5 protein-coding genes and 2 pseudogenes are annotated in these 7,205 nt (G+C 65.5%); 2 read left to right on the top strand and 5 right to left on the bottom strand.

What is annotated here, in order from left to right; genetic code table 11:
- The first annotated feature begins 90 nt into the window (after positions 1-90).
- Positions 91-1,974: a hypothetical protein gene (locus tag PV350_RS42800; protein WP_500338791.1), complete on the top strand. Its 1,884-nt coding sequence runs from the start codon at positions 91-93 to the stop codon at positions 1,972-1,974.
- 1,153 nt (positions 1,975-3,127) lie between these two features.
- Here PV350_RS42800 and PV350_RS42795 read toward each other — a convergent pair.
- Positions 3,128-3,475: a hypothetical protein gene (locus PV350_RS42795; RefSeq protein WP_500338790.1), complete on the bottom strand. Its 348-nt coding sequence runs from the start codon at positions 3,473-3,475 to the stop codon at positions 3,128-3,130.
- 900 nt (positions 3,476-4,375) lie between these two features.
- Between PV350_RS42795 and PV350_RS42790 the strand changes: the two genes are divergently transcribed.
- Entirely contained in the window at positions 4,376-4,783 is a 408-nt protein-coding gene (locus tag PV350_RS42790; protein WP_500338788.1) for a hypothetical protein, read from the top strand.
- 280 nt (positions 4,784-5,063) lie between these two features.
- Here the strand turns inward: PV350_RS42790 and PV350_RS42785 are convergent.
- From PV350_RS42785 to PV350_RS42770, 4 genes and pseudogenes are all read right to left on the bottom strand, one after another.
- Positions 5,064-5,426 (bottom strand): annotated as a pseudogene (locus PV350_RS42785) (PIN domain-containing protein); the annotation flags it as partial.
- A 544-nt stretch (positions 5,427-5,970) separates the two neighbouring features.
- Positions 5,971-6,175 (bottom strand): annotated as a pseudogene (locus tag PV350_RS42780) (IS481 family transposase); the annotation flags it as partial.
- Between the two features lie 146 nt (positions 6,176-6,321).
- A complete protein-coding gene (locus PV350_RS42775) occupies positions 6,322-6,552 on the bottom strand; it encodes a hypothetical protein (protein ID WP_500338786.1) in 231 nt (76 codons plus the stop codon).
- A 73-nt stretch (positions 6,553-6,625) separates the two neighbouring features.
- Entirely contained in the window at positions 6,626-6,883 is a 258-nt protein-coding gene (locus PV350_RS42770; RefSeq protein ID WP_500338784.1) for a hypothetical protein, read from the bottom strand.
- Positions 6,884-7,205: the final 322 nt, after the last annotated feature.

The following is a 7,205-nucleotide window of genomic DNA, read 5'->3' as shown; positions in this document are numbered from 1 at the left end:
CAGATCGACGGGCGCGATGGTGTACGTATGGGATAAACACCCTAAGCCTGGCAGCCATGAAAGTTACTTACCGGCATAGAGCATCTCTAAATGCCCACTAAGGAAGGCCAGCGACAAACCCTCACGATCAACGCCAAGGACCGTTCCGGCAAGCCGCTGGCCGGCCGGGTCATGCTCACCGCCGAGGGCCTGTTCACGACAACGGACCTCGACGAGTCCGGCACCGACACCGCACGGCTGCCCGTCGGAACCTACAGCGGCTGGCTCACCGCGGACGTCCAAGGAGCCAACGGCCCGCACTCCCTGGGCAAGGCACTCCTCGCCTTCAACGACATCCAGATGGACCAGGACAGGACCGTCACCCTCGACGGCCGCAAGACCCGCCAGATCCTGGCCCGCGCACCGCAACAGACCACGGCTGTCGCACCCCGCCTCGACATCCACCGCTCCCTCAGCGACAGCCTGGTCGAGTCGTCCATCCTGCCCAACGACATCTACGACAGCATCTGGGCGCTCCCGACCGGCAAGAAGGTCACCGACGGCGAGTTCGAGTTCGGTGCCCGCTTCCGCCTGGAGCAGCCGGCGCTGACCCTCGCGACGAAGTCGAGGACCTACGCCGAGCCGCTGGTCAAGCGCGGGGCCGAGCCGCTGCCCGTCGGCACCCGGACCCTCACGGCGGTCTACGCCGGCCAGGGCACGGCCGACGAACTCGCGCGGAGGAACGTGCACGGCAAGGCCGTGGTGGTGCGGGGCGGCGACCCGGCCGGAATCCAGGCACAGGCGGAGGCCGCCGCGGCGGCCGGCGCGCAGCTGCTCCTCGTCGTCAACGACGGCATCGGCCGGCTGCAGCCCTGGGACGAGTCCCCGTGGAGCCCGGAGAGCCGCGCTCCCCTGACCGTGGCGACCCTCAACGCCGACCAGGGCGCCGACCTCATCGGCTCGCTCGGCCGCGGCTCGGTCAAACTGAAGGTCACCTCGAACCCCACCACCGACTACCTCTACGACGTGGTGCACCACTGGACCGGCGCCGTCCCCGCGGACCCGACCTGGCACGTCGCACAGCGCAACCTGGCCAAGGTGGACGTCTCCTTCCGCAACCACCGCCAGGGCAAGGCCATGGAGTTCCGCCCCGACCTCTGGCGCGGCTGGACCGTCGGCAACCAGCTCACCGCCCCTGCGCAGGGCGACCACACCGACTGGGTCACCGGTGGCACCGAATGGAGGGACGACGCTTTCATCGCAGGCGAGACCGGACAGCACTCAATCGAGCCCCTGCGCTACGCTGCAGGGAAGACCGGGAAGGTGAGGTGGTTCGGCCCGATCCAGCGCCCCCGCATGGGACCGATCGACTTCCAGCCGGTCCGCTACCTCGACACCGTCTACATCCCGGCGCCCGGCTGGGGCGACTCCGGCTCCGGCCACGTCGGCGAGGCTTACGGCAACTATGACGTCAAGGACTGGATGTCGCTCTACCAGGGCGACCGGCAGCTTGACTGGGGCAATGCCGAGTTCCTGCCCGTCACCGGGCTCGCCCCCGAGCGGCTGCCGTACCGGCTGGTCGTCGACAACGATCGGGCGAACTGGACCAACCCCTACTCGACGCACACACTCACCGAGTGGAACTTCACCTCCGCGGCCACCGGCAGCGAATCCTCGGTGTCCCTGCCGCTGATCCAGCTCGACTACGGGGTCGACACCGACAAGGCCGGGCGGGCCGACCGGCACGCCAAGGTGACGGTCACCGCCTCGCACCTGCCCGGAACGACCGCCGCCATCGGGAAGCCCTCACTTGAGGTCTCCTACGACGACGGGAAGACCTGGCAGCGGGCCGATCTGGACCGCAGCGGTGACGGCTGGCGCACGGCCCTGCGTGCCCCGAAGTCCGCAGGCTTCGCCACGCTCCGCGTCACCGCCCGGGACAACGCAGGCAACGCCGTCTCACAGACGATCACCCGGGCATTCGGCCTGCGCTGACATCGTCGAGTGCGAACCGGGTGGGGCCGCAACCAGCGTCCCTACCCGGCGGGTTTGAGCAGCCCCACCGACCTACCGATCACGGGTCGGCGGGGTGACGCCCACGGGGGCTGCTGTGTTGGGCACCGCCAAGCACACTCCACGGCGCTGACCAGAAGCTCAGCGCCGATCAGTAACAGGCGGTACCCCGAAGCTCAGTGGAACTTAGCCGGTAGCGCGGCAGTGGGTGAGGACTGGGCCGTGGCGGGAGAAGGAGCGGGGCCTGCCGGGAGGGCGGCTTCCAGGGCACCAAGTCGATACACAGGCGCGGATCCGCCGGTGGGCGCGCTTTCCGGGGCGGGCGCGGGTCCCGGCGGACAGTGCGCAAGCACGCTGGTCCCGGCAACGAGGTCTGGGAAGACCATCAACGCCGCGCTGAACCTGTTCCGGCAGGGCCGGGTCCCGGCCATGGTTCCCACCCCGGACTGCAGGTGCGGACGCGCAGGCCTGGCGCCGGCTCAGGCATCACGGGCCCATGGTGGCGGTGTGCACGCTGGAAGACGACGAGGTCCTCGAGTTACGGGACCGGCTCGCGCTGCGGGCAGGGGTCGGGCCAGTCATCGTGCTGGCCACGCACGCCTCATCGATGGACCGCGACAACATCGACGACCCATCTGGCCTGGGTCGGGTGCGGGGCCGCCGGAAGCCTCATACGCAGGCGGACAGGTGGGCGGTGAGTCTTCGGCCCGGCAGTTCCACGCCCGCGAGGGAAGCCTCCAAGCGCCCCGCAAATACATCGAACAGCTCACCGAAGACCGGCAGGCGGAACTCGATGCCCCCACTGCGGCGCAGTGAACGGCCCGGCCGGGACAAACCCCAGCCGGCGCTGATTTCACCATGCTCGATTTGGCCTCCCACTTCGGGGCAAGAACCGAGGTGGGAAGCCGAGCGGTGTGCCTCCGGTCCGGCTTCGCAACCCTTCGGAACACCAACTAGATCATAATGGAGGGAACTTCGGGCTGCGCGATAATCGCTGCGCCATGAAGTAGCAGTAGGGTGCCATCTCTGGTGACGTGCTTGCCGCCGAAGTGATGCACAGCGTGCCCGGCCCCGCCCCCGCGCCCGTGCTCCCGTCTCCGGACCAGCGCCTCCCAGCCCGGCCCCTGAGCCTTTTCTACGCGTAGTACCGCCAGTCGCTGCAGTAGTAACCGTCTCCGTAATTGGTATACACGCAGAGCCTGATGGCCTTGAGCTCGGAATTCAAGCTCCGGGCTACCGCCTCTCCCCTATTCGCATAGAGGACGTCACTGGTTCCATTGATAAGTTGGTATTCGAGGTTGGCGGCACGAAAATCCCAATTCAAACTTCCCGCCGAAATCCAGATCCAGCTTGCAGCGCCATTGCCCGGATTGTCATCTGTCTCGGCTACGGCCCCCTTGTAGTGAAGGGTGTCATTTGCGGAAGCAGGCTGCGCGAGCAGAACACTCGCAAAAACTGCCGCCACTGCGAGGAGAATAGCCACCCCGAAGGCTCCAAATAGACGCCTACCACCTTCGAGACCAACCGCAGGACGTACCACTCTTTCAAGCATAATCCACACCTCGATAAATGCGAGCGTTTCGGTGATTCCTCAAGCAAACCAGCGCGAAACCAAGATTCAGCCTTCACCGCGACCCTACAGCAATCAAATCGCTAGGTTCATAGAAGGTGAGCGACAGTTTCAGGCGGCTGGAATCGGCCGATCGAAAAATCGCTTGCCGGTCGAGGTTTAATGCCCCGCACTGGAACACCACCTTCACCGATGCCACTTACCAACTACCAGCAAACAGCATTCCTCCCGCTGTGGCCCTTAGCGGGGCAGCCGCCGAAGCCCTAAATGACGGCCAGCACGTAGAACATCCCTGCCAGTTGCCGTCCCAATCCCGGGCACCGCAGCTCTACTTGACTATGGATCAGACAGCATCATCAACTATCAGATGACATCCCTGCGGCAGGTCGCACGCAGAACTCGACGCCCTCGGTACGCCCCGGTAGATGCAGCCAGCTGAGTCCGGGGTGGCTCCAGATTTTCAGGGCGTCCGGGACGCCTGGCGCGCCACACGGAAGAGACGTCCAAACGTAATCCGTGTTCGCGGTTCCTGACCATAAGCGCCGACAGCGTTGCCAAGGGCGGCACCGTTGGGGGCAACTCGTCCGGTAACAACACCACGAGCATCCGCCGCTGGCACTCCGGGCACAGAGACCAACCGAGAGACATAACCCGGCTGCTCGCATCCCGCTCAAGATTGTGGCCGAGCCCCTGCCGTATCGCATTTCAGCGACCTGCTATTGAACCCCCATGCCATTTGCGGCCTCCGCCGCCTTACCTTCTTTTTACCCTGCTCTGATGTCACTTTGATGAACTACTGCTTAACTCATCAGCATGAGCACTCCCTCGCCGACATCCCTCAGGGCAAACCACCACTCCTCCGACCTCAGTCACACGTTCTCTGACGAATATCATCTCCTGTTACGGCAAGACTTGTTCGCCGCACTCATAGAAGTCGTTTCTGGCTCAGGTCAATGGAGCGAGCAAACCGCCACCCAGATCCGCGGAATGGGTTTCGAGTGGGCGGAAAGACGCGAATCACTGATTGAATTGCCGATCATCGCACAGAGCGTCATTCAATACATTTTGGAACGCACTTCTAGCCCCGGCCCAGCCAGGTCTCCTACACCTCCGATGCAACTCACCCAACGCTTGATTGAAGCAGGCCATACAGTCACCGAGGCATTGACATGCGGATTCTTCGAGTACTGGACCTACAATTCTTCCGAGCCTCCAACCTGAAGAAGACTGCAGAAATGTCCACAGTCCCCCAGGATGCAGGGCTGGGAACCAGCATTTACATCGATAGCCGCGGAGTCGCATCCCCTGGCGCGATCCCAGACGGTGAACTGCAGGGTTTGCACCCCTAGGAAGCCCAGGCCCTGACCGCAGCACTGCTAATCCTGGCGCGTCATGCCACCCAGACCGTCACGCGCTGCCCCTGCCATACGCCTGACGTCACGGTCGGCCTGCTTGAACGCGCGGGCGAGCGGGGGAAGAGCGCGGCTTCGCCTCGGGCTCGGGTGAGGTCGAGGCTCCTGACGGGCTGACCGGCCCACTGATCCGGAGCGGCGGTGGCGATGACCGCACCGTCGGGACGTTCCGGAGTAGGCAGAGCACTGTGGCGGGTGTGAGCTTGGGCCCAGGTGACCTCGCGGGCTGCGGACAGGTCGAGGTCGACGACGGTGATGCCCGGCGGGGCCGCAATGTGCTCAGCGGTGCCCGGGCGGGCGCGGTCGGCTTCGACCAGGGCGCAGGCGGGTGCGTACAGGTGCCAGCCAGGTTCGGCGTGGGCGCGGTGGATGAGGCGGGAGGCGAGCAGGTTGCCACGGCTCGCAGCGACTATGGCAGTGTCGTCCAGAACAACGTGCCCGAACTGGTTCACCGCACGGCCGTGACCTGGGTCAGACGACGATCGAGTTCAGCGTCCAGGTCGTCCTGCTCACCGACGAGCAGGCAGCACCACAGAGGCAGGCAAGCTTGCGGGAGCACCGTGGCCAGGCCCGGAGTAGAGGCCGGTCGGTGGCAAGGCGGCCGACCGGTGGGTGTCTACGCCGGGAGATCGGATTACGCGCCTGCCCGCTCGCCCTCATCCCGCCATCGCAGAGCGGCGTGTGAACTCTTCAAGCTGAGCACGCCGGCGATCTCCCGCAGAGCCATTCCCTCGTGGGATGCCCTAGCGATATGTCTTTTAAGTTCAGTTTCTGCCCTTTCGGCGAGCCGCTGGTACAACCGCAGCTCCGCCATCAACGCTGCTCGACGTTCAGGCGTCAGGGGAGGCTTTTGAGGGTCTGTCACGTCCACTCCACGGTACAGGCGGATCATACGAACACAAATTCTTACGCATTTCTCTTCGGGGACAGTGAATTTGCGTGCCAGATTGAACCCTGGTTTCTCCCCCGCTCCGTTGCAGGGTAGACAGCACGCGCCGATAGCGGCAGGCCCAGGTTCGGGCCGAGGCCTGCGGGGCCGAGCTTTGCGGGTCTGGCGGAGCCGGCAGACCCGGGCCTATACGGCTGCCACAGTTCGATGCGGTGTCGTGCGTACGCGGCTGGGGCGGTCGGCGACGCTTGCTTCGAACTCAGCTCGCCAGCGACGGACCCACTTGTGGGACGTGGCGCGGGAGATGCCCATTTCGGCCGCCAGCAGCCGTCTGCCATGAACGGTCAGCCGGGCATTACGGTGGGACACCAAGGCTTCCGTGTGGTTCAGTCCTAGACAACTCCACCACACCGGAGGTCTGTGGGCACGACCGCGCACCGGAATCTGGGTTTCGGAGGTCAGAATCGCTGGCCAAGGACGGCAGCCAGCAGGTTCCGGACCTCAGTGATATCCCGGCCCGTACGCTCGGCAACCCCCGCGATGCTGTCCCCCGCCTGTACCGCAGCGACGATCGCCTCGTTCAACCGGCGGCGGGCCATCACCACAGCAGCCTCGGCCTCCCGCAGCCCCGTCGCCGCTTCCTCCAGGCTCCCCAGGCCCAGAGCCTGCCGGTCATCACCTGCCGTCACCAGCCCATACTGACAGAACCCTGGGCACCATGAGCCCAACCGAGAAGGAGCCCCTTCGAGCCCCGAGTCCCGGTCAGCAAGCGTCGTGCTGCCACTCCCACACCCGGGCGTCCTCCGAGCGCGGCGCATACACCGCGCGTCCGCCCGGCCCGCACTGCCCGATATCGGTCCGCAGCGCCGCGCCGGTGGCCCGCTCGGTCTCCGTCCACCCCGTGACATCCACCAGCAGCCTGTCCAACGGGCCACCGCACAACTCCCGGTACACATGTCCCCGACGCGGCGTCGGGTCATCGGCGAAAGCGCCGTACACCCGGCACGGCAACTCATCCATAGCGACAAGGCTCCCACCCACCGCCAACACCGCAGGTGTTGGCCCTTCCCGTCGGCCTGCAGCCCGAGCTGTCGGATACAGCGGTGGCACGCATCGACGTAAAGGCAGCGTTCAGTGTTCAGTGCAGAGATTCCCTAAACGCCAAGACACCCCAGACACCAGACGCCGTACACGAGGGGCATTGACCACCGCCGCCACGACCACGATAGTCCCTGCCGAACCGCCCCGTCTCGTCCCGTTGACCTGCCCCGAACTCGTACGGCTTCTGCGAGCGTTCGTCCTCAAACCACCAGTCAGGGACACGGAACACACCCTGCACTGG

The organism is Streptomyces sp. PA03-6a (assembly GCF_033792765.1).
GTDB lineage: Bacteria > Actinomycetota > Actinomycetes > Streptomycetales > Streptomycetaceae > Actinacidiphila.
Note: the sequence above shows the minus strand (reverse complement) of the source record. Positions and strands in the feature narration are given on the sequence as shown.